This is a genomic window from Pseudomonas sp. HLG18 (assembly GCF_051903985.1).
Lineage (GTDB): Bacteria > Pseudomonadota > Gammaproteobacteria > Pseudomonadales > Pseudomonadaceae > Aquipseudomonas > Aquipseudomonas fluorescens_BT.
Genome location: NZ_CP195831.1, coordinates 4,795,152 through 4,821,391 on the forward strand (window position 1 = coordinate 4,795,152; position 26,240 = coordinate 4,821,391).

At 61.9% G+C, this 26,240-nt stretch carries 25 protein-coding genes; 9 read left to right on the plus strand and 16 right to left on the minus strand.

All coding sequences use genetic code 11. The features are described 5' to 3' along the window. Positions 1–11: 11 nt before the first annotated feature. On the minus strand, positions 12–2,267 hold the full coding sequence (locus tag ACSPX5_RS22105) for a heavy metal translocating P-type ATPase (protein WP_439820265.1): 2,256 nt from the start codon (positions 2,265–2,267) through the stop codon (positions 12–14). An 84-nt stretch (positions 2,268–2,351) separates the two neighbouring features. Here ACSPX5_RS22105 and cadR point away from each other — a divergent pair, with 84 nt between their 5' ends. Then, positions 2,352–2,801, plus strand: a complete 450-nt coding sequence (cadR, locus tag ACSPX5_RS22110) for a Cd(II)/Pb(II)-responsive transcriptional regulator (protein WP_007953454.1) — start codon at positions 2,352–2,354, stop codon at positions 2,799–2,801. A 59-nt stretch (positions 2,802–2,860) separates the two neighbouring features. Here the strand turns inward: cadR and ACSPX5_RS22115 are convergent, their stop codons facing one another. The 3 genes from ACSPX5_RS22115 to ACSPX5_RS22125 all read right to left on the minus strand — a co-directional run bounded on the left by ACSPX5_RS22115 (position 2,861) and on the right by ACSPX5_RS22125 (position 5,562). Then, positions 2,861–3,832 (minus strand): thymidylate synthase, encoded by a 972-nt coding sequence (locus tag ACSPX5_RS22115; protein ID WP_169432339.1) that lies wholly within the window; start codon positions 3,830–3,832, stop codon positions 2,861–2,863. Positions 3,833–3,881: 49 nt separating this feature from the next. Beyond that, positions 3,882–4,697, minus strand: coding sequence for a prolipoprotein diacylglyceryl transferase (gene lgt, locus ACSPX5_RS22120; protein WP_169432340.1), 816 nt, complete (start codon positions 4,695–4,697; stop codon positions 3,882–3,884). Between the two features lie 82 nt (positions 4,698–4,779). Beyond that, positions 4,780–5,562 (minus strand): sulfite exporter TauE/SafE family protein, encoded by a 783-nt coding sequence (locus tag ACSPX5_RS22125; protein ID WP_096817504.1) that lies wholly within the window; start codon positions 5,560–5,562, stop codon positions 4,780–4,782. Between the two features lie 131 nt (positions 5,563–5,693). Between ACSPX5_RS22125 and ACSPX5_RS22130 the strand changes: the two genes are divergently transcribed. Then, the gene (locus ACSPX5_RS22130) at positions 5,694–6,440 is read left to right on the plus strand and encodes an NRDE family protein (RefSeq protein ID WP_439820266.1); all 747 of its coding nucleotides are present in this window, start codon (positions 5,694–5,696) and stop codon (positions 6,438–6,440) included. A gap of 31 nt (positions 6,441–6,471) precedes the next feature. On the opposite strand, the gene ptsP is transcribed toward ACSPX5_RS22130, so the two are convergent. Next, complete coding sequence (gene ptsP, locus ACSPX5_RS22135; protein WP_207863818.1) at positions 6,472–8,751, minus strand: phosphoenolpyruvate--protein phosphotransferase; 2,280 nt, start codon at positions 8,749–8,751, stop codon at positions 6,472–6,474. 22 nt (positions 8,752–8,773) lie between these two features. Continuing rightward, complete coding sequence (locus ACSPX5_RS22140) at positions 8,774–9,253, minus strand: RNA pyrophosphohydrolase (protein WP_003229203.1); 480 nt, start codon at positions 9,251–9,253, stop codon at positions 8,774–8,776. Between the two features lie 143 nt (positions 9,254–9,396). Between ACSPX5_RS22140 and ACSPX5_RS22145 the strand changes: the two genes are divergently transcribed. Further along, the gene (locus tag ACSPX5_RS22145; RefSeq protein ID WP_439820267.1) at positions 9,397–10,053 is read left to right on the plus strand and encodes an HAD family hydrolase; all 657 of its coding nucleotides are present in this window, start codon (positions 9,397–9,399) and stop codon (positions 10,051–10,053) included. Between the two features lie 22 nt (positions 10,054–10,075). Here the strand turns inward: ACSPX5_RS22145 and ACSPX5_RS22150 are convergent, their stop codons facing one another. Next, the gene (locus ACSPX5_RS22150; protein WP_439820268.1) at positions 10,076–10,501 is read right to left on the minus strand and encodes a DUF2269 domain-containing protein; all 426 of its coding nucleotides are present in this window, start codon (positions 10,499–10,501) and stop codon (positions 10,076–10,078) included. Positions 10,502–10,540: 39 nt separating this feature from the next. Further along, positions 10,541–12,055: a threonine ammonia-lyase, biosynthetic gene (gene ilvA, locus ACSPX5_RS22155; RefSeq protein WP_169432345.1), complete on the minus strand. Its 1,515-nt coding sequence runs from the start codon at positions 12,053–12,055 to the stop codon at positions 10,541–10,543. A 148-nt stretch (positions 12,056–12,203) separates the two neighbouring features. Between ilvA and rpiA the strand changes: the two genes are divergently transcribed. Next, positions 12,204–12,878 carry a ribose-5-phosphate isomerase RpiA gene (gene rpiA, locus ACSPX5_RS22160; RefSeq protein WP_169432346.1) on the plus strand — a complete coding sequence of 225 codons (675 nt, stop codon included), beginning with the start codon at positions 12,204–12,206 and terminating at the stop codon, positions 12,876–12,878. A 54-nt stretch (positions 12,879–12,932) separates the two neighbouring features. Here the strand turns inward: rpiA and ACSPX5_RS22165 are convergent, their stop codons facing one another. The 4 genes from ACSPX5_RS22165 to ACSPX5_RS22180 form a co-directional block, all read right to left on the minus strand. Continuing rightward, entirely contained in the window at positions 12,933–13,850 is a 918-nt protein-coding gene (locus tag ACSPX5_RS22165) for an SdiA-regulated domain-containing protein (protein ID WP_439820269.1), read from the minus strand. A 106-nt stretch (positions 13,851–13,956) separates the two neighbouring features. Continuing rightward, on the minus strand, positions 13,957–14,880 hold the full coding sequence (locus ACSPX5_RS22170) for an SdiA-regulated domain-containing protein (RefSeq protein WP_207863822.1): 924 nt from the start codon (positions 14,878–14,880) through the stop codon (positions 13,957–13,959). A 197-nt stretch (positions 14,881–15,077) separates the two neighbouring features. Then, positions 15,078–15,743, minus strand: coding sequence for a fumarylacetoacetate hydrolase family protein (locus ACSPX5_RS22175; protein WP_169432349.1), 666 nt, complete (start codon positions 15,741–15,743; stop codon positions 15,078–15,080). A 40-nt stretch (positions 15,744–15,783) separates the two neighbouring features. Further along, complete coding sequence (locus ACSPX5_RS22180) at positions 15,784–17,178, minus strand: FAD-binding oxidoreductase (RefSeq protein ID WP_323159741.1); 1,395 nt, start codon at positions 17,176–17,178, stop codon at positions 15,784–15,786. 204 nt (positions 17,179–17,382) lie between these two features. On the opposite strand from ACSPX5_RS22180, the gene serA reads away from it, so the two are divergent. Beyond that, positions 17,383–18,612, plus strand: a complete 1,230-nt coding sequence (gene serA / locus ACSPX5_RS22185; protein ID WP_169432351.1) for a phosphoglycerate dehydrogenase — start codon at positions 17,383–17,385, stop codon at positions 18,610–18,612. Between the two features lie 63 nt (positions 18,613–18,675). On the opposite strand, the gene ACSPX5_RS22190 is transcribed toward serA, so the two are convergent. Continuing rightward, positions 18,676–19,101: a DUF4399 domain-containing protein gene (locus tag ACSPX5_RS22190; protein ID WP_207863825.1), complete on the minus strand. Its 426-nt coding sequence runs from the start codon at positions 19,099–19,101 to the stop codon at positions 18,676–18,678. A 134-nt stretch (positions 19,102–19,235) separates the two neighbouring features. Between ACSPX5_RS22190 and ACSPX5_RS22195 the strand changes: the two genes are divergently transcribed. Then, the gene (locus ACSPX5_RS22195) at positions 19,236–19,814 is read left to right on the plus strand and encodes a transporter substrate-binding domain-containing protein (protein WP_439820270.1); all 579 of its coding nucleotides are present in this window, start codon (positions 19,236–19,238) and stop codon (positions 19,812–19,814) included. An 11-nt stretch (positions 19,815–19,825) separates the two neighbouring features. Here ACSPX5_RS22195 and ACSPX5_RS22200 read toward each other — a convergent pair whose 3' ends face one another. Beyond that, positions 19,826–20,311 (minus strand): DUF523 domain-containing protein, encoded by a 486-nt coding sequence (locus tag ACSPX5_RS22200; protein WP_439820271.1) that lies wholly within the window; start codon positions 20,309–20,311, stop codon positions 19,826–19,828. A 1-nt stretch (position 20,312) separates the two neighbouring features. Beyond that, entirely contained in the window at positions 20,313–20,945 is a 633-nt protein-coding gene (locus tag ACSPX5_RS22205; RefSeq protein ID WP_169432355.1) for a 2OG-Fe(II) oxygenase, read from the minus strand. A gap of 108 nt (positions 20,946–21,053) precedes the next feature. On the opposite strand from ACSPX5_RS22205, the gene ACSPX5_RS22210 reads away from it, so the two are divergent. Further along, positions 21,054–21,806, plus strand: coding sequence for a DUF2059 domain-containing protein (locus tag ACSPX5_RS22210; protein ID WP_169432356.1), 753 nt, complete (start codon positions 21,054–21,056; stop codon positions 21,804–21,806). A gap of 122 nt (positions 21,807–21,928) precedes the next feature. On the opposite strand, the gene ACSPX5_RS22215 is transcribed toward ACSPX5_RS22210, so the two are convergent. Beyond that, positions 21,929–22,879, minus strand: coding sequence for an alpha/beta hydrolase (locus ACSPX5_RS22215; protein ID WP_439820272.1), 951 nt, complete (start codon positions 22,877–22,879; stop codon positions 21,929–21,931). 97 nt (positions 22,880–22,976) lie between these two features. Between ACSPX5_RS22215 and ACSPX5_RS22220 the strand changes: the two genes are divergently transcribed. Both ACSPX5_RS22220 and ACSPX5_RS22225 read left to right on the plus strand, forming a co-directional pair. After that, entirely contained in the window at positions 22,977–23,555 is a 579-nt protein-coding gene (locus tag ACSPX5_RS22220; RefSeq protein WP_169432358.1) for a DUF6436 domain-containing protein, read from the plus strand. A gap of 103 nt (positions 23,556–23,658) precedes the next feature. Continuing rightward, positions 23,659–26,070: a penicillin acylase family protein gene (locus tag ACSPX5_RS22225; RefSeq protein ID WP_439820273.1), complete on the plus strand. Its 2,412-nt coding sequence runs from the start codon at positions 23,659–23,661 to the stop codon at positions 26,068–26,070. Positions 26,071–26,240: the final 170 nt, after the last annotated feature.

Consider the following 26,240-nt stretch of genomic DNA (forward strand, 5'->3'; position numbering starts at 1 on the left):
TCCCTCTTCCTCTATTTGCGCAACAGGCGCAAACCGTTGAACACCACCAGCAGACTCACGCCCATGTCGGCAAACACCGCCATCCACATGGTGGCGAGCCCGGCGAAGGTTACCCCAAGAAAGATGGCCTTGATCACCAATGCCAACGCAATGTTCTGTTTCAGGATACTGGCCGTGTTGCGGGACAGGCTGATGAAGGCCGGAATCTTGCGCAGATCGTCGTCCATCAGGGCGACATCGGCGGTTTCAATCGCCGTATCGGTTCCAGCCGCCGCCATCGCAAAACCGATCTCGGCCCGAGCCAATGCCGGCGCGTCGTTGATACCGTCGCCGACCATGCCGACCCGACGGCCCTGCGCATACAGGTCTTCGATGGCTTGCAATTTGTCGGTCGGCAGCAAGTCGCCCTTGGCTTGATCGATTCCGACCTGCGCCGCAATCGCCTGCGCGGTGTGGACGTTGTCGCCGGTGAGCATCAGGGTTTTCACGCCCAGTTCGTGCAGTTGGCGAATCGCCTCGCGGCTGGTTTCCTTGACCGTGTCGGCCACGGCGAACAGTGCGAGCGGACCGGAGCTGTCGAGCAGTAGCACCACGGACTTGCCCTGCTTCTCCAGCGCGAACAGTGTTTCTTCCAATTGCGGCGAGCACAGGCCCAGTTCTTCCACCAGACGGTGGTTGCCCAAATGGTAGACCTGACCGTTGACCTCGCCTTTTACGCCACGGCCGGCCAGCGCTTCGAAGTTATCCACAACCAGCGCCGCAAAACCTTTATCCACAGCCGCATGGGCGACGGCCAGCGACACCGGGTGATCGGAGCGCCCGGCCAGTGCCGCGGCAATGGCCGGGGCCGTGGCGTCGGCGGTCGGATCGAGGGACAGGTAGTCGGTCTGCACCGGTTTGCCGTGGGTGATGGTGCCGGTCTTGTCGAGGGCCAGATAGTCGAGCTTGAAACCGCCCTCCAGGTACACGCCGCCCTTGACCAGAATACCTTTGCGCGCCGCAGCAGCGAGGCCGCTGACGATGGTCACCGGGGTGGAAATCACCAGCGCACACGGGCAGGCGACCACCAGCAACACCAGCGCCCGGTAGATCCAGTCGAACCACGCGGCGCCCATGAACAGCGGCGGGACAATTGCCACGGCCAGGGCCAGAACGAAGATTACCGGGGTGTAGATTTTCGAGAATTGATCGACGAAACGCTGGGTCGGCGCACGCGCGCCTTGCGCCTGCTCCACGGCGTGGATGATTCGCGCCAGGGTGGAATGGTTGGCCGCAGCGGTCACCGTGTATTCCAGCGAACCGGCCTGGTTGATGGTGCCGGCGAACACCTTGTCGCCAACGGTTTTCTCCACCGGCAGGCTCTCACCGGTGATCGGCGCCTGATCGATGGTCGAGCTGCCGCTGACGACTTCACCGTCCAGCGCAATACGCTCGCCAGGTTTTACCCGCACGCGGGCGCCGAGATCGATACTTTTGACGTCCAGTTCGACCCAGTTGCCGTCAGCCTGCAACACCGTCGCCTGCTCCGGTGTCATCTGCATCAGGCCGCTGATGGCGTTGCGTGCGCGATCCAGCGAGCGCGCTTCGATCAGCTCGGCCACGGTGAACAGGAACATCACCATCGCCGCTTCCGGCCATTGGCCGATCAACACGGCGCCGGTCACGGCGATGCTCATCAGCGCATTGATGTTGAGGTTGCGGTTCTTCAGGGCAATCCAGCCCTTCTTGTAGGTGGTGAGGCCGCCGCTGAGGATCGAGATCAGCGCGATGATCGCCACCACCCAGGTCGGGGCGGCGCTGGTGAAGTGGATCACTTCGGCAGCGAGTGCGCCGACGCCGGACAGCGCCAGCGGCCACCAGTGTTTTTTCACCGGCGCAGGCGTTGGCGCTTCGACGCCTGCTTCCAGCGGCTCGGCCTGCATGCCGAGGGATTTGATCGCGTCGATGATCGGCGCGGTGTCCGGCAGATTGTGGGTCACGCCGAGCACGCGGTTGATCAGGTTGAATTCCAGTTGCTGGATCCCGGCCAGTTTGCCGAGCTTGTTCTGGATCAGCGTCTGCTCCGTCGGGCAATCCATCGCCTCGATGCGGAAACTGCTCAACCGGGCGTCGGCGCTTTTTGCCTCGCTCAGTTGAATCAGCGACGGTGCCGCGGCTTTTGACGCACAGCAGGAATCAGCGCCGTGGTCGTGTTTATGCACAGGCTGCAATTTGTGGCTGTGGTCGTGTCCCGCGTGGGATTTGTGGGTGTGCTGGGAATCGCTCATTGGTCGCGTCCATGAAGGTGCCTGTTGCCAAGTAAAGACCCTGTAGCCACTATAGGGTCAAGCACCCTTTTGGAGATTGCCGTCATGAAGATCGGAGAACTGGCGAAACAGACCGATTGCGCCGTGGAAACCATCCGCTACTACGAACGCGAAAACCTGCTGCCCGAGCCGGCCCGCAGTGACGGCAACTACCGCGTCTACACCCAGGCCCACGCCGAACGCCTGACCTTTATCCGCAACTGCCGCACCCTCGACATGACCCTCGAAGAAATCCGCAGCCTGCTCGCCTTGCGCGACAGCCCGCAGGATCAGTGCGAAAGCGTGAATGCGCTGATTGACGAGCATATTCAGCACGTCAAGGCGCGAATCGATGGGTTATTGGCGTTGCAGACGCAACTGCTCGACCTGCGCCAGCGCTGTGGCGAAGGGCCGGAGGCGGATCAGTGCGGGATCCTGCAGCGGCTGGAAGTCAGTGGCGGGGTTGTGGCGGCGGAGGTCGAGCATTCGCATGTAGGCCGTAGCCACGGTCATTAAGAACGGCGGAAACAATTGAGGGAGCCATTTGGCTCCCTCAATATTTGGTCACTCGTGCTTCAGACCGCCATCGGCGCGGTCATCGGCGCATGGTGCTCGTAGCCTTCCAGCGAGAAGTCGCTCGGCTCCACCAGCTCCAGCCATTCCGGCTGGTACACGCCCGTCTTGGCAAACTCCGGCACGCGGTCCGAAATCTTCAGCTTCGGCATGGCGAACGGCTCGCGCTTGAGCTGTTCGTTGAGCATGTCGAGGTGGTTTTCGTAGACGTGGGCATCACCGATGAAATAGGTGAACCAGCGCGGCGTGTAGCCGGTCAGGCGACCGATCAGGCTCAGCAGCGCAGCGCCTTCGGTGAGGTTGAACGGCGTGCCCAGGCCCAGGTCGTTGGAGCGGATGTAGAGGGTCAGGGAAATTTCCTTGGTCTCGACATTCGGGTGGAACTGGTACAGCAGATGGCACGGCGGCAGGGCCATTTCATCGAGCTGGGCGCAGTTCCAGCCGTGGAACAGGATGCGCCGGCTGCCCGGATCCTTGATGATCGTGTCGACGCACTGGCGCACCTGATCGATGGCTTTGTACAGCACCACATAGGCCTGGCCGTCTTCTTCGCCCTGGGCAATCTGCTTGTAGCCGTTGTTCAGGGTTTGTTCGATGGCGGCGGTGTTGCTTAACGGGATCTGCTTGTACGCCGGCCATTTGCGCCATTGCACGCCGTAGATCTCGCCGAGGTCGTCTTCGCCCTGGCGGAACGGGTTGGCCAGCCACTGGGCGTTTTCGTTGGCGTTCTGATCCCAGACCTTGCAGCCCAGCGCACGGAATTCGGCGGCGTTGTTCACGCCACGCAGAAAGCCGCACATCTCGCCGATAGCCGATTTGAAGGCCATCTTGCGGGTGGTGATCGCCGGGAAACCTTCCTGCAGATCGAAGCGCAGCATGGCGCCCGGAAAGCTGATGGTGTTCACGCCGGTACGGTTGGCCTGTTTGGTGCCGTTGTTGATGACGTGCGACACCAGATCGAGATATTGCTTCATGAGTTACCTGTGTCCTTGCCCCCGGCCAACCGCGCCGGGGGTCGAATATTTAAGCTGTCGGGGCAACCGGCGCCGACGGGGCACGGCGATAGGCCAGCCAGATCAGGAACAGCCCGCCGATGATCATCGGTACGCAGAGTACCTGACCCATGGTCAGCCAGTTCCAGGCCAGGTAGCCCAGTTGCGCGTCCGGCACGCGGACGAATTCGACGATGAAACGGAAGATGCCATAGAACAGCGCGAACATGCCCGAGACCGCCATGGTCGGCCGCGGCTTGCGCGAGAACAGCCAGAGGATCAGGAACAGCGCGACACCTTCGAGCGCGAACTGATACAGCTGCGACGGGTGACGCGGCAGTTGCGCCGGGTCGCTGAACGGCGGGAACACCATGGCCCACGGCACGTCGGTGGCCTTGCCCCACAGCTCGGCGTTGATGAAGTTGCCGATACGCCCGGCGCCCAGGCCGATCGGCACCATCGGCGCCACGAAGTCCATCAGCTGGAAGAACGACTTGCCATTACGCTTGCCGAACCACAACGCCGCCAGCATCACGCCGATGAAGCCACCGTGGAACGACATGCCGCCCTTCCACACCTCGAAAATCAGCGTCGGGTTGGCGATGTAGGCGCTCAGATCGTAGAACAGTACATAGCCCAGTCGCCCACCGACAATCACCCCCATCGACAGCCAGAACACCAGGTCGGAGAGTTTCTCCTTGGTCCAGGTCGGGTCGAAACGGTTAAGCCGGCGCGACGCCAGCAGCCACGCACCGCCGATGCCGACCAGATACATCAGGCCGTACCAATGGATTTTCAGCGGACCGATGGCCAGAGCCACCGGGTCGATCTGCGGGTAAGGCAGCATTGCGACTCCTCGTTAGCGTTCAAATCTTCAAAATTCCCGGGCGACGCTGCCACCTCAGGATTAAGCCAGGATTGTGGCCTGCTCAGAACAAAAAGCTCAGCCCCACGCAGAACAGCAAAGCGGCGAACAGCCGTTTCAGCAACTTCGGCGACAATTTGTGCGCCAGCCGCGCGCCGAGACGGGCGAATACCATGCTGGTCAGCGCAATGCCCAGCAACGCCGGCAGATACACAAACCCGAGACTATGGGCCGGCAGCAACGGATCATGCCAGCCAAGAATCATGAAACTTATTGCACTGGCCACGGCGATCGGCAGACCACAGGCCGACGAGGTCGCCACGGCCTGCTGCATCGGCACGCTGCGCCAGGTCAGGAACGGCACGGTCAGCGAGCCGCCGCCAATGCCGAAAATCGCCGAGGCCCAGCCGATCACACTGCCGGCCATGGTCAGACCAAGCTTGCCGGGCACCGTTCGACTGGCCTTGGGTTTGACGTCCAGCGCCAGTTGCGCCGCGATCACCAGGGCGAACACGCCGATGATCTTCTGCAGGTTGGGCCCGGAAATCGCTTCGGCGGTCAGCGCGCCGAAACCGGCGCCTAGCAGAATGCCGACGGTCATCCACTTGAATATCGGCCAGCGCACCGCGCCGCGTCGGTGATGCTCGCGCACGGCATTGACCGACGTGAAGATGATCGTCGCCAGGGACGTGCCGACCGCCAGATGGGTCAGGATCGACGGATCGAACCCCTGCAAGGTGAAACTGAACACCAGCACCGGGACGATGATAATCCCGCCGCCCACCCCGAACAGCCCGGCCAGTACGCCCGCACAGGCGCCCAGCGCCAGATAGAGCAGAAATTCCATGACCGCCTCCCAAGGCACGTCCCCAAAACCGGAGCGGCATGGTAACGGATGGATACCCTTCGGCTCCACTGGCGATGGATGCACGGACGATGTCTGCGTAGAGTGGACAAAAAACACACAAGGACCACCTTATGTGCCTGATCGTTTTCGCCTGGCGGCCGGGGCATGCCCAGCCGCTGATCGTCGCGGCCAACCGTGACGAATTCTACGCCCGACCCAGCCTGCCGCTGGCGCAGTGGCCCGAGTCGCCGCATGTCCATGCCGGTCGCGATCTTGAGGCCGGGGGCACCTGGCTCGGTCTCGGCGCCAACGGTCGTTTTGCGGCGCTGACCAACATTCGCGATCCGCATCAGCCGCCGGCGCGACGCTCTCGGGGCGAGTTGGTGGCGGGTTTTCTGACCGGAAACCTGTCGATCGATGACTATTTGTCCGACGTTGTCGCCCGTTCCCCGGAATATGCCGGGTTCAATCTGCTGCTGGGCAATGCCAACGAGCTGTGGCATTTCAACGCCCGGTCTTCGGAACCGGTGATGTTGCAACCGGGCCTCTACGGGCTTTCAAACGCGGGGCTGGATACGCCGTGGCCGAAACTGCTCAAGGCCAAGGCAGCATTGAGTGCGGTGCTGGATGATCCGCAGCCCGACCGGTTGTTGGCGTTGTTGGGAGATGCGCAGACGGCACCGTTTGCCGAGCTGCCGGATACCGGCGTGGGGCTGGCGACCGAGTCGTTGCTGTCGAGTGTGTTTATTGCCAGCCAGAGCTACGGGACGCGGGCGAGTACGGCGCTGATCGTGCAGGCGGACGGGACGCGGCGGATGGTGGAGCGCAGTTTTGGACCGTATGGCGGGCACTTGGGGGAAGTGGAAATCAACCTCTGAAGATCGCAGCCCGAAGGCTGCGATCCTGTGCTCAGAGAGGTTTGGCCGCCGCTGGACTGACCATCTTCGCCAACCCGAGGTTCTTCAGCGCCAGTTGCAGCGAGCTGTGGATAACTTGCGGATTGTCGATGGTCATCAGTTCCGCCAGCAGATCCTTGGCCTTGCTCAGGTTGATCTGGCGCAACATCCATTTCACCTTCGGCAGGTTGGTGGCGTTCATCGACAGGCTGTCGAAGCCCATCGCCATCAACAGCACCGCAGCCGCCGGGTCACCGGCCATCTCGCCACAGATGCTCACCGGCTTGCCTTCGGCATGGGCGTCGCGCACCACGGTCTGCAGGGCTTGCAGGACTGCCGGGTGCAGGTAGTCGTAGAGATCGGCCACCCGCGGGTTGTTGCGGTCCACCGCCAGCAGGTACTGGGTCAGGTCGTTAGAGCCGACCGACAGGAAGTCCACCATCCGCGCCAGTTCCTTGGTCTGGTAGACCGCCGCAGGAATTTCGATCATCACGCCCACCGGCGGCATCGGCACGTCGGTGCCTTCGTCGCGCACTTCGCCCCAGGCCCGGTGAATCAGGTGCAGCGCCTCTTCGAGCTCGTGGATGCCGGAAATCATCGGCAGCAGGATCCGCAGGTTGTTCAGGCCTTCGCTGGCCTTGAGCATCGCGCGGGTCTGCACCAGGAAGATTTCCGGGTGGTCGAGGGTGACGCGGATCCCGCGCCAGCCGAGGAACGGGTTGTCTTCCTTGATCGGGAAGTACGACAGCGACTTGTCGCCGCCGATGTCCAGGCTGCGCATGGTCACCGGTTGCGGGTGGAACGCGGCGAGCTGCTCGCGGTATATCGCCAGTTGCTCCTTCTCGCTCGGGAAGCGCTGGTTGATCATGAACGGCACTTCGGTGCGGTACAGGCCAACGCCTTCGGCGCCACGCTTCTGCGCCCGCGCCACGTCCGCCAGCAGGCCGGTATTGACCCACAGCGGCATGCGGTGGCCATCGAGGGTCACGCATGGCAGGTCACGCAGGGTATCGAGCCCCAGCGCCAGTTGTTTCTCTTCCTCCACCACCTCGGTGAATTGTTTGCGCAGCACTTCGCTGGGGTTGGTGTAGACCTCACCCTTGGTGCCATCGACGATCATTTCGATGTTGTCGACCTTGGCGTACGGGAGGTCGACCAGGCCCATCACCGTCGGGATGCCCATGGCCCGGGCCAGGATCGCGACGTGGGAGTTACCCGAACCGAGCACCGACACCAGACCGACCAGCGTGCCTTCCGGCACCTCGCCGAGCATCGCCGGCGTCAGTTCTTCGCTGACCAGAATGGTTTTTTCCGGGTAGACCAGATTCTGCTGGCGCTCTTCCTGCAGATAGGCGAGCAAGCGACGGCCCAGGTCCTTGACGTCCGACGCCCGCTCACGCAGGTACTCGTCGTCCATCAAATCGAAACGGTTGACGTGATCGGTCACGACCTGACGCAACGCGCCCTGGGCCCATTGGCCGGTCTTGATCACGTTGGTGATTTCGCTGCCCAACGAGGCATCGTCGAGCATCATCAGGTAGACGTCGAACAGCGCGCGCTCTTCCGGGCGCAGCTGGGTCGCCAGCTTGGCCGACAACGCACGCATGTCGGCGCGCACGCCTTCGATGGCGGTCTTGAACAACGCCAGTTCCGCGTCGATATCGGTGATGGTCTTGTCCGGCACCACGTCCAGGTCCGCCGGCGGCAGCATGACCACCGCGGTACCGACCGCCGCACCCGGCGAGCCCGGCACACCGACGAACTTGGCTTCCTGGATGCCCTTGCCCTGCCGGCCCAGGCCACGGATCGACCCGGTGGCCTCGGCGTGAGCGATCACGCCGGCGAGCTGCGCGCTCATGGTCACGAGGAAGGCTTCTTCACCTTCATCGAACTGGCGGCGTTCCTTTTGCTGGATGACCAACACCCCGACGACTCGACGGTGGTGAATGATCGGGGCTCCGAGGAACGAGGCGTAGCGCTCCTCGCCGGTCTCGGCGAAGTAGCGGTAACGCGGGTGATCCGCCGCGTTTTCGAGGTTCAGGGGTTCTTCACGCGTGCCGACCAGGCCGACCAGACCTTCGTTGGGTGCCATGCTGACCTTGCCGATCGAGCGCTTGTTCAAGCCCTCGGTGGCCATCAGGACGAAGCGGTTGGTCTCGGGATCAAGCAAGTAGACCGAGCAGACCTGGCTGCCCATGGCCTCTTTGACGCGCAACACAATAATCCCCAACGCCGCCTTGAGATCCTTGGCGGAGTTAACTTCCTGGACGATCTTGCGCAGCGTATTGAGCATGGCTCGGGGTCGAACTCCGTCGTCAGTCGCGCGCTAAAAGGCGCGGGGCAAGCTCTTTGAGAGCGCGGCGATACACTTCGCGCTTGAATGTCACCACCTGGCCCAACGGATACCAATAGCTGACCCAGCGCCAGCCATCGAACTCCGGTTTACCGGTCAAATCCATCCGCACCCGCTGCTCGTTGGAGATCAGGCGCAGGAGAAACCACTTCTGCTTCTGGCCGATGCACAGCGGTTGGCTGTGGGTTCGCACCAGACGTTGCGGCAAACGATAGCGCAACCAGCCCCGGGTACAGGCGAGAATTTCAACATCTTCGCGTTCCAGGCCCACTTCTTCGTTCAACTCGCGGTACAAGGCGTCTTCCGGCGTCTCCTCGGGATTGATTCCCCCTTGCGGAAACTGCCAGGCATCTTGATTGATACGGCGAGCCCATAGCACCTGGCCGGCGTCATTCGTCAGAATGATCCCGACATTAGGACGGAAACCATCGGGGTCGATCACGGCAACAACCTCGCAAACGCATGTCGCCGCATTGTTCCACAAAGCTTGTGAAGGCGGCAACGAAGGTTCCGAGCTTATGTGCACTCTTGTGAAAAGACCGTATTCTTGTGGCCTTTTTACTGACTTTTCAGCGGGTAACTGCAATGCGCCTGGCTTTATTCGATTTGGACAACACCCTTCTGGGCGGCGACAGCGATCACGCCTGGGGCGACTATCTGTGTGAACGCGGCTTCCTCGACCCGATCGCCTACAAGGCGCGCAACGACGAGTTCTACCAGGATTACCTGGCGGGCAAACTGGATAACGCGGCGTACCTGAACTTCTGCCTGGAAATCCTCGGCCGCACCGACATGGCCGTGCTCGAGCAATGGCACAGCGATTACATGCGCGACTGCATCGAGCCGATCGTTCTGCCGAAGGCGCTTGAGCTGCTGCAACAGCACCGCGACGCCGGCGACAAACTGGTGATCATCACTGCCACCAACCGCTTCGTCACCGCACCGATTGCCGTGCGCCTGGGCGTTGAAACCCTGATCGCCACCGAGTGCGAGATGCAGGATGGCCGCTACACCGGCCGCAGCACCGACGTGCCGTGCTTTCGCGAAGGCAAGGTGACGCGCCTGAACCGCTGGCTGGAAGAAACCGGGCATTCGCTGGAAGACAGCTACTTCTACAGCGACTCGATGAATGATCTGCCGCTGCTGGAGCAGGTGGTGAATCCGGTGGCCGTTGATCCGGACCCGAACCTGCGGGCCGAAGCAGAGAAGCGTGGCTGGTCGGTCATCTCGCTGCGCGATTGATGCCGAGACCGGGCGCCGGGCCTCAAACCGGTTTGGCGCCCATCAATCCGGCAATCGCGACAAAGCAGACAAAACTGAACAGCGCCAGGGCAAAGCTGAACCGGCCGACGCCACCCGGCGTCTTGCGCAAGCGGTTCAAGCGCACCAGCAGCCAGAACCACGCCAGCGCCGACACGGTGTACAGCACGCTGGAGGCCAGAATCCAGGTCTGCCCCAACGGCCAGCCCACCAGATGCACCATCCACCAGCCGGTAAACGGCATGCTCAGCAGCGCCAACCCCATCAGCAGCCAGACAAACACCCGCGGCCGCTGCAACGTGCGGCTGCCCGCCGTCGCATCCCCCCTGCGCCGGGCCAGGAAAACCCAGACGCCCAGCCCCAGCGCACCCGCCAGCAAAACCACGGTGGCGACCATGTGCGCCGTTTTCAGGGCAGTTAATGTTTCCATTGTCGAATTTCCTTATGGCCTGCCCATCAGCGTAGCCGCTCAGCCAAGAAACAGCTGATAGGCCGGGTTGTCGCTTTCGTCCCAGTACGGGTAGCCGATTTGCGCCAGCGCTGCGGGAACCAGGTGACGCTCCTCGTGAGGCACTTGCAGACCGGCGACCACACGACCGTCCGCCGCGCCGTGGTTGCGGTAGTGGAACATCGAGATGTTCCAGCGCCCGCCGAGCTTGTTGAGGAAGTTGAACAGCGCGCCCGGACGCTCCGGGAACTCGAAGCGCAGCACCACTTCATCGACCACCTGCGCCGCGCGCCCGCCGACCATGTGGCGGATGTGCAGCTTGGCCAGTTCGTTGTCGGTCAGGTCGAGCACCGGGAAACCCTGTTCGGTCAGGCTCGCCAGCAGTGCGCTGCGCGGGTCGTTGTCCGGGTGGGTCTGCACCCCGACGAAGATGTGCGCTTCGCTGCCATTGTTGTAGCGATAGTTGAATTCGGTGATCTGGCGCTTGCCGATGGCTTCGCAGAACGCCTTGAAGCTGCCGGCCTTCTCCGGGATGGTCACGGCGATGATCGCTTCACGGCCTTCACCCAACTCGGCGCGCTCGGCGACGTGGCGCAAACGGTCGAAGTTGACGTTGGCCCCGGAGTCGATGGCGACGAAGGTCTTGCCGCTGACGCCGCGCTGCTCGACATACTTCTTGATCCCCGCCACGCCCAGTGCACCGGCAGGCTCGGTGATCGAACGGGTATCGTCGTAGATGTCCTTGATCGCCGCGCAGATTTCGTCGGTGCTGACGGTGATCACTTCATCGACGTAATCCTTGCAGATATCGAACGTGTGCTGGCCGATCTGCGCCACCGCCACGCCGTCGGCGAAAATGCCCACGGTCGGCAGCACGACGCGCTCGCCCGCCGCCATCGCCGCTTGCAGGCAATTGGAGTCGTCGGGCTCAACGCCGATGACCTTGATGTCCGGACGCAGGTATTTCACGTAGGCCGCGATACCGGCGATCAGGCCGCCGCCGCCCACCGGGACGAAAATCGCGTCCAGTGGCTGCGGGTGCTGGCGCAGGATTTCCATCGCCACGGTGCCCTGCCCGGCAATGGTGTGCGGATCGTCGTACGGGTGGATGTAGACGTAGCCTTTTTCATCGACCAGTTTCAGCGAATAGGCCAGTGCTTCCGGGAAAGAATCGCCGTGCAGCACCACTTTGCCGCCACGGGAACGCACGCCTTCGACCTTGATCTCCGGGGTGGTCTTGGGCATCACGATAGTCGCCTTCACGCCCAGCACTTTCGCCGCCAGGGCCAGACCCTGCGCATGGTTGCCCGCCGACGCGGTGACCACGCCGCGAGCGCGTTCTGCGTCGCTCAACTGGGTCAGCTTGTTGTAGGCGCCGCGAATCTTGAACGAGAACACCGGCTGCAAGTCTTCGCGCTTGAGCCAGATGTCGTTGCCCAGCCGCTCGGAGAGCTGGCGAGCGTTCTGCAGCGGGGTTTCTACGGCAACGTCATAAACGCGCGAGGTGAGGATCTTCTTGACGTACTGTTCGAGCATCGGAAAGCATCACTGAGCGGGTTGGGCAGGGCCAACGAGTCTAACCCGGCTTTCGGGCGCACGACCACACGAATCCAGAGGTTTTAGCCCGGCTTGAGGCTATAATGCCGGCCTTTCCGTTCTTACCTTGCCCGCTTCCGGAGCCCGCATGACCCAGGATCAACTCAAACAGGCCGTGGCCCAGGCCGCCGTCGACTTCATCCTTCCGAAACTCGACGACAAGAGCATCGTCGGCGTCGGCACCGGCTCCACCGCCAACTGCTTCATTGACGCCCTGGCCCAGCACAAGGGCGCGTTCGATGGCGCCGTCGCCAGTTCCGAAGCCACCGCTGCGCGCCTCAAGGGCCACGGCATTCCGGTGTATGAGCTGAACACGGTCAGCGACCTGGAGTTCTACATCGACGGCGCCGACGAAAGCGACGCGCACCTGAACCTGATCAAGGGCGGCGGCGCAGCCCTGACCCGCGAGAAGATCGTCGCGGCCGTGGCCAAGACCTTCATCTGCATCGCCGACGGCAGCAAACTGGTGCCGGTGCTCGGCGCATTCCCGCTGCCGGTGGAAGTGATCCCGATGGCCCGCAGCCACGTGGCCCGCCAACTGGTGAAACTGGGCGGCGACCCGGTCTACCGCGAAGGCGTGCTGACCGACAACGGCAACATCATCCTCGACGTGCACAACCTGCAGATCACCAACCCGGTGGAGCTGGAAGCACAGATCAATGCGATCGTCGGCGTGGTCACCAACGGCTTGTTCGCGGCGCGCCCGGCGGATCTGCTGTTGCTGGGTACCAGCGAAGGCGTGAAAACCCTGAAGGCCGAGTAAGCCTCAAGATCCTGTGGGAGCCTGCCCGCTCTCACAGGGGGTCAAAGAAGAATGTCAGTTCTGCGCAGGCTTTCTGAAGACATAAAACAGATTCGGCTCGCTCACCAGATACAACGTCCCGTCGTCATCCATCGCGATACCTTCCGCCTGCGGCACGGTTTTCTTCAGTCCTTGCCGGCCACCGCGCAACGACATCGTGCTCAACGGGCGCCCGTCCACATCCAGCTCCAGAATCAGCCGTGACTCGTCCGACAGCGCCAGCAGATGACCGCTGCGCTCGTCGTATTGCAGGCTCGACAGATCGCGCACGAACATTCCGGCGTCGCGCTTGGGGTTGTTGATCACATGCACTGCGTAAGACTTTTCCGGGTTGAAGTGCGGAAAACCGTGCACCTCGTAGATCAGCATCGGATCGCGTTCCTTGGCCACGAACAGGCGCTTGCCCACTGAGTCGTAAGCCAGACCTTCGAAACCCTTGTTGCCGCTCATGTGCACGCCGAGCGTCATCTGCTCGGCGTCCGCCGCATCGAGGAACGTGGTGTCGTGCTCCAGATGAATCTTGATCAGACGCTGCTGGCGCTCGTCGGTGATCACGTAAGTGTCGGCACTGATGAACTCGACCGCCTCCGCATCGCCGAAACCGATCAGCGCGACACGGCGCAGTATCCGCCCCTCAAGCGACAGCTCGATCAGCTCGGCATTCTTGTTGGTGACAGTGAACAGGCTCTTGCGCACCGGGTCGTAGGTCAGCGCGGAGACGTCATCGTTCAGCCCCTCGATGACCCGAGCCTCGATGCCCACTCGATACTGATCCAGATTGATCGCCTCAATGCTGTGGGGCTGCCAGTGACTTTGCAGGTTGAACCAGGCGCGCTCGAACAGACGCAGGTATTGGCCGATCGCAATCAATACGATCAGGGCAATCACCGAAAGGATGATCAGAAGAGGCTTGGGACGGGCAAGTCGACGCATGCGGGTTGTGCTCGGGATCAAAACAGGCGGATGAAATATCACGCCTGTCTGAATCGAAGCTTAAAGGCCACTTGCCCCGCACGACAACCTTGCGGCGGCAGGCCGGTTATTTCTGCTTTTCGAAGCGATAGAACAGGTTCGGCTCACTGACCATGTACAGCGTGCCCTGCTCGTCCATGGTCACGCCTTCGGCGCGGGGAATGGTTTTCTTCAGGCCGTTGAAACCGCCGAGCAGAGTCATGAAGCTGACTTGTTCGCCCTTCTCGTCCAACTCCAGCAGCAGGTGTGAATCAGCGGACAGCACCAGGGTATGGCCGGTACGCGGATCGACCGCCAGCGCCGAGAGGTTGCGGATGTCCAGCTCGTCGTTCGCCAGCTTCTGCTTGTCGCCGGAGAGGGTCTGGCTGCCGTCGCTCTTCCAGATGAACAACGCCGGTGGACGCTCTTCGCCCAGCAACAACTGGTGATTGCGCGGGTCCCAGGCAATCGCTTCGAAGGCCTTGTTCTGGTCCTTCGACGGGCCGAGGTCGTATTTCGGGAAATCGTCGCGCTTCAATTCGCGGGTCGCGGCGTCGACCTTGACGATGGACAGAATGTGCTCGCGCTCATCGACGATAGCCAGCAGGCCGTTGCCCAGCACGGTCACGCCTTCCGGGTTGCTCCAGCCCACCAGCGGCATCTTGCGCAACACGTCGCCCTGCAAGGTCAGTTCGACCAGGAACGGGTTCTTGCCCATCACCGAAAACAGGGTCTTGCTCTGCGAGTCGTAGGAGACGTCCGAGGCCTCGTCCTTTTCCATGCCCGGCAACAGCTTGGCATCAATCACCACGCGATAGTCGGGCAGCCAGATGCTCGCCGTACGTTCGGCCGGCGTTTCGAAGCGCTCGCGCACCCACAGCAGGCCCCGGTCATCCCAATGCATGGCATGCGCCAGACCGTAAGCGGCAGCGACCACCAGCAACAGCCAGTAATACCAGCGCAGGGCGAAACGTGAACGACGGGCAGGGGTGAGCGGAGTTTGAGATGACATCAGAGGACGCGTTCCGAAAATTCAGGCTATGGGTAATAGCACAAGGAGGCCGGCTCAGACGCCAGGATGACCGGAATTATCCGGACAAAATGTGAAAAAAACGGCAAATGGCGGGATTGCCTTATGCCTTTGAGAGCCGCAACACAAAACAACTGTGGGAGCGAGCCTGCTCCCACAGTTTTTTCCAAGTGTTGCAGTCAGCGCACGCTGCTGGTGAATCGGCTTGCGCCCGGCAGTTCCAGCACAATGTCATCGCCGACGTTCAGCGGCCCCACGCCCACCGGCGTGCCGGTCAGGATCACGTCACCGGCCTGCAACGAGAAGCAGCCGGCCATGTGCTGGATCATCGGTACGATCGGGTTGAGCATCGCGCTGCTGTTGCCGTCCTGGCGCACTTCGCCATTGATGGTCAGGCGGATGCCGATGTCGGTCAGGTCAGGGAATGTGCTGCCAACCACGAACGGTGCAATGACCGCCGCGCCGTCGAACGACTTGGCGATTTCCCACGGCAGGCCCTTGGACTTGAGTTCGGCCTGCTTGTCGCGCAGGGTCAGGTCCAGTGCCGGAGCAAAACCGGAGATGGCGTCCAGCACTTCTTCACGACTCGGTTTGGTCGACAGGGGCTTGCCGATCAATACAGCGATTTCCGCTTCGTAATGCACGGAGCCACGCTCGGTGGGAATGCTGAAACCGCCTTCCAGCGGCACCACACAACTGCCCGGCTTGATGAACAGCAGCGGCTCGGTAGGGACCGGGTTGTCCAGTTCCTTGGCGTGTTCGGCGTAGTTACGGCCGATGCACACCACTTTCCCCAGCGGAAAATGAATCCGCGTACCGTCGACATACTGGTGCTGATAGCTCATTACCGACTCCTGCCTTCATTGATTCATCAGGGATTGCCAATCAAACCGCGAAAATCTTGCCCGGGTTCATGATGCCGTTCGGGTCGAACACCGCCTTGACCGCTTTCATGTATTCGATTTCGACCGGCGAGCGGCTGTAGGTCAAGTAGTCGCGCTTGGTCATGCCCACGCCGTGTTCGGCAGAAATCGAACCGTTGTACTTCTCGACGGTTTCGAACACCCACTTATTGACGGTGGCGCACTTGGCGAAAAACTCGTCCTTGCTCAGGTTGTCCGGTTTGAGGATGTTCAGGTGCAGGTTGCCGTCGCCGATGTGACCGAACCAGACGATTTCGAAGTCCGGATAGTGTTCGCCGACGATCGCGTCAATTTCTCGCAGGAATGCCGGAACTTTCGAGACGGTCACCGAGATATCGTTCTTGTACGGCGTCCAGTGGGAGATGGTTTCGGAGATGTACTCGCGCAACTTCCACAGGTTCTGCAACTGGGTTTCGCTCTGGCTCATCACGCCGTCCAGTACCCAGCCCTGTTCCACGCAATGCTCGAAGGTTTCCAGGGCGCTGTTGGCCACTTCTTCGGTGGTCGCCTCGAATTCCAGCAAGGCGTAGAACGGGCAATCGGTCTCGAACGGGGCCGGGACATCGCCACGGCCCATGACCTTGGCCAGGGCCTTGTCGGAGAAGAATTCGAACGCGGTCAGGTCGAGCTTGCCCTGGAAGGCGTGCAGCACCGGCATGATCGAATCGAAATCGGCGGTGCCGAGGACCATCGCGGTCAGGTTTTTCGGCGCACGATCCAGGCGCATGGTGGCTTCGACCACGAAACCGAGGGTGCCTTCGGCGCCGATGAACAGCTGTCGCAGGTCATAACCGGTGGCGTTCTTGATCAGGTCTTTGTTGAGTTCCAGCACATCGCCCTTGCCGGTCACCACTTTCATGCCTGCGACCCAATTGCGGGTCATGCCGTAGCGAATGACCTTGATCCCGCCGGCATTGGTGCCGATATTGCCGCCAATCTGACTCGAACCAGCCGAAGCGAAGTCGACCGGGTAGTACAGGTCATGTTCTTCGGCAGCATTCTGCAGTTGCTCGGTGACCACGCCCGGCTGGCACACAGCGGTACGGTCGGTGAGGTTGATGTCGAGAATCTGGTTCATGTAGTCGAACGACACCACCACTTCGCCATTGGCGGCCACGGCCGCGGCGGAAAGTCCGGTGCGCCCGCCCGACGGCACCAGCGCCACTTTATGTTCGTTGGCCCAGCGGACGACGGCCTGCACCTGTTCGATGGTCTTGGGGAACACGATGGCGCTGGGCGCCGGGGCGAAGTGCTTGGTCCAGTCCTTGCCGTAAGCGTTCAGGGAGTCGGCATCGGTCAGGACCTTGCCAGGCTCGACCAGGGTCTTCAGTTCATCAATCAGGACAGGATTGGTCATCGACGGAACTCTCGAACAATTCATGGTCATCCTGAGAACGCTTCACGTCGCAGGAATGAGTGTTTAGCGGGGCGGCTATGCTAGCATACCGACCCCGCAGGCCAGTGCCCAAGGCCGGTTCTGCGGTGACGGCTTTCTTGTCGTCCAGGTCAATGTCTGTTGACCATTTCCTGCCATTTTTCTCCGGGATACAGGTTTACGCAGATGAGCAAGACTTCTCTCGATAAGAGCAAGATCAAGTTCCTTCTTCTCGAAGGCGTCCACCAATCGGCTGTCGACGTCCTCAAGGCGGCGGGCTACACCAGCATCGAATACCTGACTGGCTCCCTGCCGGAAGACCAGCTCAAGGAAAAGATCGCTGACGCTCACTTCATCGGCATTCGCTCGCGCACCCAACTGACCGAAGAAATCTTCGATCACGCGAAGAAGCTGGTGGCAGTCGGCTGTTTCTGCATCGGCACCAACCAGGTCGACCTGAGTGCCGCCCGCGAGCGCGGCATCGCCGTGTTCAACGCGCCGTACTCCAACACCCGCTCCGTGGCCGAGCTGGTGCTGGCCGAAGCGATCCTGCTGCTGCGCGGCATCCCTGAGAAAAACGCTTCCTGCCACCGTGGCGGCTGGATCAAGTCCGCAGCCAACTCCTTCGAGATCCGTGGCAAGAAACTGGGCATCGTCGGCTATGGCTCGATCGGTACTCAGCTGTCGGTCCTGGCCGAAGGTCTGGGCATGCAGGTGTTCTTCTACGACACCGTGACCAAGCTGCCCCTGGGCAACGCGACCCAGGTCGGCAACCTGCACGAACTGCTGGGCATGTCCGACATCGTCACCCTGCACGTCCCGGAAACCGCTGCGACCCAGTGGATGATCGGCGAGAAGGAAATCCGCGCCATCAAGAAGGGCGGCATCCTGATCAACGCTGCACGCGGCACCGTGGTCGAGCTGGATCACCTGGCCGCTGCGATCAAGGACAAGCACCTGATCGGCGCCGCCATCGACGTGTTCCCGGTCGAGCCGCGCTCCAACGATGAAGAATTCGAAAGCCCGCTGCGTGGCCTGGACAACGTGATCCTGACCCCGCACATCGGCGGTTCCACCGCTGAAGCGCAGGCCAACATCGGTCTGGAAGTGGCAGAGAAACTGGTCAAGTACAGCGACAACGGTACGTCGGTATCGTCCGTGAACTTCCCGGAAGTGGCCCTGCCGGCTCACCCTGGCAAGCACCGCCTGCTGCACATCCACGAGAACATCCCGGGTGTGATGAGCGAGATCAACAAGGTCTTCGCCGAAAACGGCATCAACATCTCCGGTCAGTTCCTGCAGACCAACGAGAAGGTCGGTTACGTGGTGATCGACGTCGACGCCGAGTACTCGGAGCTGGCGCAAGAGAAGCTGCAACACGTCAACGGCACCATCCGTAGCCGCGTGCTGTTCTGATCAAGCGTTGAGCGACAAAAAAGGGAGCCCCTCGAGGCTCCCTTTTTCATGCACGCGGAAACGTCATTTGACGTTGACGGTGATTTTCTTCGACACGATCGGCGGATCGAAGGCCATGTGGCCGCTGTCACCCAGCTCCAGTTGCAAGGTGTGCTCGCCCGGTGCGAGTTTGATCTCGGCCTGGGTCTGCGCCTTGCCGAAGTGCATGTGGTTGGCGTCGGTCGGCACGACGGAACCGGCCGGCACGATTTCCTTGGCATCGATCAGCAGATGGTGATGACCAGTATTCTTGGTGACGTCACCGGCCGGTGCCAGCGCGATGTCCTTTACACCGAACTTGACCGTGAAGGTCTGCGGAACCGTGGCTCCGTCCTCGGGAGAAACGATGAACACTTCGGCGCCCTTCGGTGCCGGTGTGGCCGCACTGGCCAGTACCGAAACACCCATCAGCACACCGGCCAACGCTGCACGTGACATAAAGCTTTTCATTTTCTTCTCCAGTTTTTCCGTAAAATCGGCACGGTCATGACAACTTCATGACCATTCGTTGTCGAAGGCACTCGACAACCATAGCAAAGCGAGCCTGGAAAACAGGCCGCGACAATGATTTCAAAGGAGTGACCATGCGTTTTCTGCCTGGCCTGATCTGCCTGCTACCCCTTCTGAGCCCTCTGGCTCACGCCGAACTGATTGATGACGTCAACGACCGTGGCGAGTTGCGCATAGCCCTGGAGGCTAATACACCGCCCTTCAATTTCAAGGATGGTGACACACTCACGGGGTTCGAGGTCGAGCTTGGGCAACTGCTGGCCAACGAGCTGGATGTACGCGCCGACTTCATCGTCACGGACGAAGCCGATCTGCTCCAGGGCGTTGAAAGCGGCAAGTACGACGTCGCGCTCAACCACATAGCACTGACCCCGGAACTCAAGGATCGTTTCGACGTGAGCGAGCCTTACACGCAGGTCAATTCGCAATTGCTGGCGAAAAAGGACGAGCAGCCTCGGCCGCTGGTGCTGGTGCAGACGCTGACGGAAGAAAAGCCGAAGGTCGGCCCGCCGGTGGATCTGGCGATTCCGTTTCAGAAGGGCAACCCGGCGTTTCACGCGAGCCTGGAGAATGCCTTGCAGCGGATCAAGGCGGATGGGCGGTTGGAGGCGTTGTCGAAGAAGTGGTTGAGTGCGCCGGCTGCGGAAAACTGAAGTGATCGTGACTAGTCGAGCAAGCTGAGGGCCTGTGCGGCTTCGGGCAGTTCCAGTTCGCTGAAGACCTGCACGCCATGACGCTTGAGCAACGCGGCGGTAACGCCCTCGCCACTCACCTTCACCCCACTGAACGTCCCGTCATAGGTCAACAGATTGCCGCACGAAGGGCTGTTGGCCTTGAGCACCGCCACCCGAATCCCATGCTTTTGCACCAACGCCAGCGCCTGCCGCGCACCGTCGAGAAACTGCGCACTGACGTCTTCGCCCTCGGTGGTGATCACCGAGGCGAGCCCGTCCAGCACTTCGCTGCCCTGCCCGCCCGGAATTTCTGCCGCCGCCCGTGGCGTCGGCAAACCACCGGCGACTTCCGGGCACAGCGGCACTACGCGCCCTTCGCTGATCCACTGCTCCAGCAGATCGAACGGCCCGCTGGCCCCACCGTCGTAACGCACGCGATGGCCCAGCAGGCAGCGGCTCACAAGAATCTTGTGCATCTCAGAACGGCTCGTTGCCACGGCGGCGGAACCAGCCTGTCAGCGACAGCCGCTCACGGTTGGCTGGCAACACTTCGTGAGGGACTTCGCCGGAGAGAAACACCACCAGACAACCGCCCGTTGGTTGCACGTCATGGACGCGATCATTCTCCAGATACATGCGCAACTGCCCGCCGTCTTCCGGCAGCCAGCCGTCATTGAGGTAGATCACCGCCGAGACCATGCGCCGGTCATCGTCGCGAAAGCGATCGACATGCTTGCGATAGAACGCACCCGGCGGGTACAGGGCGAAATGGCATTCGAAGTCTTCCAGCCCCAGGAACAGTCCGCGATTGAGCGCCTCGCGCAGGCTGTCCATCAGGTTCAGATAACGGTCGCTGGCCTCGGCCTGACCGGGATCGATCCATTGGATATGGTCGCCGCGAATGCCCTCGCGGACCTCCGAAAACGGCCCGCGTCCGACGCCCGCCGGTGCCAGTTCACCTTCGGCCTCACGTTTACGGCACTCGGCGGCCAGCGCGCGGGTCAGATCCGCAGGCAGGAATATGTTCTGCTGCGACCAGCCACGCTCGGCCAGGTCGTCGACGATACGTAACAGCAGCGGGTGTTCAGAGGATATTTGCATGGCGCGCATAGTATGCCTGCGGCAAGAATTCCGACAGAGCCACGCGGCGGCTTGATACGAATTCTCGACAAGTACTGGCACCGCACGGAGAATAGTCCGCTGCCGACAGGAGTCCCTATGCGCCGTTTGCTTTTTTCACTGTTGATGTTCTGCGTTTTGCCCGCCTGGGCGGACGGCCACGACCAGTTGTACAAGGTCGCCGGCTGGCCAGAACAACGCGCGCATTTCAACGACGCCCTGAGTGCCGCGCAACAGCGTTACCAAAGCAGCTTGCCGCCGGCGGTGTTTCAGGCGCTGGTGAACAACAGCAATCAGCGCTTCGCGCCCCAGGCCGTGGACCGGCGCGCCGAAGCGCAACTGCGCAAGAACCTCGCCGATCCGCAGCCGGCCCTGTCGTTCTTTCAGTCACCGCTGGGCAAGAAGATCGTCGCCGCCGAACTGTTGGCGACCCGTCGCGATCAATTGGCGAAAAACGCCAAGGGCCTGCCGAAGATGCCGGCCAGCGACAGTCGCCTGCTGATCATCGGCCACCTCGCCCAGGCCCTGCCCGCCCGTGAAGCCGGTGCCGAAGTCAGCCTGGCGATTGCCGGCGTGGCGGCGGACAGTTTGAGCTCGATGATTCCCGGCCTGCTCGGTGGCGGTCAGGCCCAGGGCATGTTGAACGGTCAACGCCAGCGCCTGATGGATCAGATCGGCGCCGACCTGAACAACACGCTGCTGTACGTCTATCGCGACCTGTCGGATGAAGAGCTGGAAGAGTTCGCGACCTTTGCCGAATCCACCGAAGGCAAGGCCTACTATCAGGCCGCGCTGGCAGCGATCCGCGCCGGGCTGGCCGTGGGGCAAAGCACCTCGAACCTCAGCCAGTAATCTTTACGGCCTGACTGACCGCCTTCGCGAGCAAGCCCGCTCCCACATTCGACCGAGTTGATGCTGGATGAATACGGTTAAATGTGGGAGCGGGCTTGCTCGCGAAAGGGCCATCAGGATCACTAGGGGTTGCGGCCCTTGATCCGCTTGCTCAAGAACTCGAAATACTCCTCGCGCATTTCCGCCGTCTCATTGGCCAGGTGATGCCGCGCCTCGGCCAGCAACAGAATCTGCGGCCGGTCGAATTTCCACTTCAATACTTGCAGGTTGTGCTGCCAGTCCACGGTCATGTCTGCCTGGCCCTGAACGATCAGCGGCCGACGCGGGCTCTTCTTCGCGTATTCCACCCGTTTGATCCAGCGCGACAACGCCCCGACCCACGCGGTCGGCAAGCGTTTTGGCTGCAACGGATCGGCCTGCAGGAACGGCAGGAAGTCCGGGTCGTTGGAGTTCTCGCTGAAACGCCGGGCGATGCCCCTGACGAAGGGGCGCAACAGGTAATAACTGAACTGCGACCAACCCCAGGCACGCGGACGCACCAACGGCGCCAACAGAATCAGCTGCCCCTGGGCCGGGCTGTTTTCACCATGATTGAGCACGTGATCGACAATGATCGCCCCACCGGTGCTTTGCCCGCACAAGTGCCACGGCTGCGGCAACGCAATCGAGCGCGCCTCGGCGAACAGGCCTTGCAGCGCATCTTGATATTCCGAGAAATCGCGGATGCTCGCACGCGGCCCGCTCGACAGACCATGCCCCGGCAAATCGCAGGCAATCACCGCAAATCCCATATCCAGCGCCCATTCGATCACATGCCGGTAGAGGCCGGTGTGGTCATAAAACCCGTGCACCAGAAACAGCGTGGCCCTGGCCGTTTGCGCCGGCCACCAGCAATGGCTTACGAGCTCATAGCCATCGATGTCGAACCGGCCCATGCCGCGCCAGACATCGCGCTCCGGAAAGTCGGTCTTGTAGAACCGCTGATACGCCTTCGCCTCCTCGGACAACGGCTGCCACTCGGCCAGAGGCTTGAGGCTCGCACGCAGATGATCGGGATCGAAGGCAGCAGACATGGGCAATTCCAATACGTTAAACGGACTTTATCGGCCTGCGATATTCATCTGTAGGAGCAAGCATGGCAAGCTAGCGCGCTCTTGAGGATCCAAAGCCATGCGTTCGCCCTACCGCACCGCACTGTTTGCCAGCCTGCTCGCCATCGTGTGTGCCGGCGTGCTGTGGGCCGCGTACGACTGGTTTCAGGGCCGCTATCTGCGGGCCTTCAGCGAACACACCGCGGTGTTTTCCGGCGATCCGCTGCGTCTGCCCGACGACCTCGCCGGCCCCGGCAATATCCGCCTGGTGCACTTCTGGGACCCGGCCTGCCCGTGCAACGTCGGCAATCAGCAGCACCTGACCGAGATGGTCGAACAGTTCGGCCCCAAGGGCGTCGAGTTCTTCGCGGTGCAGAAGGCCGGCAGCCACGGCCAGTTGCCCGCCACCCTCAGCAACCTCAAGACCATCGCGGTGCTGCCCGGCTCCGAACAGATTCCCGCGAGCCCGGCCGTGGCGATCTGGGATCGCAGCGGCAGACTGGCGTACTTCGGCCCCTACAGCGAAGGCCTGACGTGCAACTCCAGCAACAGCTTTATCGAACCGATCCTGCAAGCGTTGAGTGATGATCGTCCGGTCAATGCGACCCATACGCTGGCGGTCGGTTGCTACTGTCCGTGGCCGACGCAGACGAAGTAAGGCATTCCGGACATTTCAAGGACGGCGATGCGCAGCACACGAGGCGTGTGCTAATTGTTTGCAGCCCGCACGGGCGGCAACCCCGAATGCACAAGGAGTCACCATGAAACGCGTCTTCACCGTTCTTGCCTTGCTCATCGTTGCACTGCTCGCCGCCGCCGGCTGGTACGTATACAGCAAGCAACCGACGCGTCAGGGCCAGGTGGAGTTGCGCAACCTGCAAGGCTCGGTGACCGTGCGTTACGACGAACGCGGCGTGCCGCACATCCGTGCCGAAAACGAAACCGACCTCTATCGCGCACTCGGTTATGTGCACGCCCAGGACCGACTGTTCCAGATGGAAGCCATGCGCCGTCTGGCCCGGGGCGAACTGGCCGAAGTGCTCGGACCGAAACTGCTCGACACCGACAAACTGTTTCGCAGCCTGCGCATTCGTGAACGCGCCGCCAGTTACGTGGCCGGCCTCGACAAACAGTCACCGGCGTGGAAGGCCCTGCAAGCCTATCTGGACGGCATCAATCAATATCAGGACTCACACGCCGCCCCGGTCGAGTTCGACGTGCTGGGCATCCCCAAGCGGCCGTTCACCGCGGAAGACAGCATCAGTGTCGCCGGCTACATGGCCTACAGCTTTGCCGCCGCGTTTCGCACCGAACCGCTGCTGACCTATGTGCGCGATCAACTGGGGGCCGATTACCTCAACGTGTTTGATCTCGACTGGCAGCCCAAGGGTGTGCTCGCCAAGGGCCGCGCCAGCACCACACCGCCACTGGCTGCCGAAGACTGGAAGGATTTGAACGCCCTCGCCCGCCTCAGCGAACAGGCGCTGATCGACAACGGCCTGCCGCAGTTCGAAGGCAGCAACGCCTGGGTGATCGCCGGCAGTCGCAGCAAGGGCGGCAAGGCATTGTTGGCCGGTGACCCGCACATCCGTTTTTCGGTGCCGTCGGTGTGGTACGAAGCGCAGTTGTCGGCGCCGGGTTTTGAACTCTATGGTCATCATCAGGCGCTGGTGCCGTTTGCGTTTCTGGGGCACAACCTGGATTTCGGCTGGAGCCTGACCATGTTCCAGAACGATGACCTGGACCTGATCGCCGAGAAGGTCAATCCGGACAATCCGAATCAGGTCTGGTACCACGGCCAGTGGACCGACATGGTCAGCACCGAGCAGCAGATCGCCGTGAAAGGCCAGGCGCCGGTGACCCTCACCCTGCGCCGGTCGCCCCACGGGCCGATCGTCAACGATGCCCTCGGTACAGCCGCCGGAAAAACCCCGATTGCCATGTGGTGGGCGTTCCTCGAAACGCCGAACCCGATCCTTGAAGGTTTCTACCAGCTCAACCGCGCCGACACGCTGGCCAAGGCCCGCACCGCTGCGGCCAAGGTGCAGGCACCGGGATTGAACATCGTCTACGCCAATGCCAAGGGCGATATCGCCTGGTGGGCTTCGGCGCTGCTGCCCAAGCGCCCGGCCGGGGTCAAACCCGAGTTCATCCTCGATGGCAGCGGCAATCAGGCGGACAAGGACGGCTACTTCCCGTTCAGTGCCAACCCGCAGGAGGAGAACCCGACGCGGGGGTATATCGTCTCGGCCAACTTCCAGCCCGTGTCGCCGACCGGCATGGAGATTCCCGGTTACTACAACCTCGCCGACCGTGGCCAGCAACTCAACCGCCAGCTCGCCGACAAGAATGTGAAGTGGGACAACGACGCCAACCAGAAGCTGCAACTGGGCACCACCACCGGTTATGGCCCGCGCGTGCTGGCGCCGTTGCTGTCGGTGTTGCGTGAAGTGGTGACCGATCCGGCGCAGCTGAAACTGGTCGAGCAACTGGCGCAGTGGCAAGGCGACTATCCGCTGGACTCGGTCAGTGCGACGGTGTTCAACCAGTTCCTCTACGACCTGGCCGACGCGGCGATGCGCGATGAGCTGGGCAACGACATGTTCGAGACCCTGCTGTCGACCCGCGTGCTCGATGCAGCGTTGCCGCGGCTGGCAGCCAACGCCGACTCACCGTGGTGGGACAACCGCAACACGCCAGGCAAAGAGACCCGTGCCGACACCGTGCGCACCGCGTGGCAGGCGAGCATGGCGCACCTGAAGCAGACCCTCGGCGACGATGCTTCCGGCTGGCAATGGGGCAAGGCCCACACCCTGACCCATGGTCATCCGCTGGGCCAGCAGAAACCGCTGGATCGCATTTTCAACGTCGGTCCGTTCGCAGCACCGGGCTCCCATGAAGTGCCGAACAACCTCTCGGCGAAGATCGGCCCGGCGCCATGGCCGGTGACCTACGGGCCGTCGACGCGGCGGCTGGTGGACTTCGCAGATCCCGCTCACAGCCTGACCATCAACCCGGTCGGCCAGAGCGGCGTGCCGTTCGACAGCCACTATGACGATCAGGCGGAAGCCTATGTGGACGGGCTGTATGTGCAGGCGCATTTCAGTGATGAGGAGGTGACGGCGAATACGCGCAGTACCTTGAAACTCTTGCCCAAACGTACAGAGCCTTAAAAGCCGCCCTCACCCCAGCCCTCCCGAAACGTCGGACCGCCCGGAGGGAGAGGGAGCCGACCGAGGTGTCTTGCGTCATACGTCGACCTGAAAGATCGGAGTCGATTATGGATTCACAGCAGATCGTTCAGGTCGGCGTATCTCTCCAACATCCCCCAATCGGCCCCCTC